Origin of the sequence: Actinomyces sp. MRS3W, from assembly GCF_032465695.1 — a bacterium.
Lineage (GTDB): Bacteria > Actinomycetota > Actinomycetes > Actinomycetales > Actinomycetaceae > Actinomyces.
In genome coordinates, this window is sequence record NZ_JAWDJJ010000157.1 from 1 (window position 1) to 1,908 (window position 1,908).

Below are 1,908 nucleotides of genomic sequence, written 5' to 3' on the forward strand. Positions count from 1 at the left end.
ATCTGGGTGCGCACATGCTTGCGGCCCTTGCCGTCGCAGTCCCGGCAGGGGGAGGCGATGACGGTGCCGTAGCCCTGGCAGCGGGGGCAGGGCGTGGAGGTGACCACATTGCCCAGCAAGGAGCGCTGCATGCGCTGCACCGAGCCCTGCCCATTGCATTCGGCGCAGGTGACCGGGGAGGTGCCGGGGCTGCAGCAGCTGCCGTGGCAGGTGTCGCAGACGACATAGGTGTCCATCGGCACGGTCTTGGTGGTGCCGAAGACGACGTCGGCGAGGTCGACATTGACGGCCAGCAGGGAGTCCTGTCCCCTGCGGGTGCGGGACGCCGGACCGCGGGAGGCGGCGCCGCCGAAGAAGGCCTGCTGGAACAGGTCGGAGAAGCTGCCGAAGTCGCCGGTGAACCCGCCGAAGCCGCCATTGCCGTGCAGGGCGTCCTCGCCGCCCAGGTCGTACATCTGGCGTTTCTCGGAGTCGGAGAGGACCTCGTAGGCGGCCGAGACCTTCTTGAACTCGTCCTCGTGCCCCGGTCCGGCAACGTCCGGGTGCAGCTGCCGGGCCTTCTTGCGGTAGGCCTTCTTGATCTCCTCGGCGGTGGCCTCGCGGGTCACGCCGAGGACGTCGTAGTAGTCGCTCACGCTTGCTGCTGTTCCTTCGTAATGGGTGTGATGGCGGGTGGTCTCATGGTGGCGCGGTGGCGCTCAGCCCGGTATGCCGCTCTCGGTTCCGGTGAGGAACCTGGACAGGTAGCGGGCGACGGCGCGGACGGCCGCCATGGTGGCCGGGTAATCCATGCGAGTGGGGCCGATGACGCCGAGGTGGGCGACGGCGTCGCCGGGGCCATAGGCGGCGGAGACCACGCTGGCCTCCGCTAGGGCGTCCTCGTGGATCTCCGAGCCGATCCGCACGGTGGTACCGGTGGCGTCGGACTCATCGGCGCGGGCGGCGTCGGCGGAGGTGAACAGGCGCAGGAGCACAACCTGTTCCTCAATGGCGTCCAGAAGCGCACCGATGGCGGAGAAATCCAGGGACCGGGCGAGGTTCGCGGTTCCGGCGACGACGATACGCTCCTCGGCGTCTGGGCGCAGTGCGGCCACGAGCTCGTCGGTCACCGCAGCCAGAACGGTGCGCTCGTCGGCGGGGGCCTGCTCGGTCAGGGCGGCGAGCACCGGGACCACGTCGACGGCGCGGCGGCCGACCAGCGCCGCATTCAGCCGCACCCGCAGCCGCTCCAGGACCGCGGGGTCGACAAGTTCGTCGGGACTGCGCCCGGGCAGGCCCACGGTGCGCTGCTCGACGCGGCCGGTGTCGGTGATGATGACCATGAGCAGCCGGGTGGGGCCGAGCGCCACCAGCTCCAGGTGTCGCAGCGTGGTGCGCCGCAGGCTCGGGTACTCGACGACGGCCAACTGGCCGGTCAGTTGGGCGAGGACGCGCACGGTGCGGGCGACGACCTGCTCCAGATCGACGGCGCCGGACAGCAGGGCGTTGATGGCGGCGCGTTCGGGGGCGGACAGGGGCTTGATGCGGGCCACCTCGTCGACGAAACGGCGGTAGCCCTTCTCCGTGGGGACGCGGCCGGCACTGGTGTGCGGTTGGTGGATGTAGCCCTGATCCTCCAAAGTCGCCATGTCATTGCGGATGGTGGCCGGCGACACCCCCAGCCGGTAGCGCTCGACGAGGGCGCGCGAGCCGACCGGTTCGCGGGTGCGCACGTAATCGGTGACGATGGCGGACAGTACCTTGAGACGGCGTTCATCCGACATGGGACTCTCCTTCCTCGCGCGCGGCTCACGGTTAGCACTCCCGGGGTGCGAGTGCCATCCTACGCCGTGGCACGGCGGGTCATGAGCCCCTCTCACGTGACCTTCCCCTACCGTGCCCTGAGTGAACACGCCCCGCCGTCTCAGT

The 1,908-nt window shown here is 70.0% G+C and carries 2 protein-coding genes; both read right to left on the reverse strand.

What is annotated here, in order from left to right:
- Positions 1 to 635, reverse strand: a 635-nt coding sequence (locus tag RWX45_RS05725; protein ID WP_316022806.1) for a DnaJ domain-containing protein, incomplete at its 3' end; no start/stop codon positions are given.
- Between the two features lie 63 nt (positions 636 to 698).
- The gene (gene hrcA / locus RWX45_RS05730; RefSeq protein ID WP_316022807.1) at positions 699 to 1,763 is read right to left on the reverse strand and encodes a heat-inducible transcriptional repressor HrcA; all 1,065 of its coding nucleotides are present in this window, start codon (positions 1,761 to 1,763) and stop codon (positions 699 to 701) included.
- Between the last annotated feature and the right edge of the window lie 145 nt (positions 1,764 to 1,908).

What these genes read in the sequence shown, in the direction of transcription:
- hrcA (WP_316022807.1), bottom strand. Translation starts at nt 1,763, where the DNA reads ATGTCGGATGAACGCCGTCTCAAGGTACTGTCCGCCATCGTCACCGAT.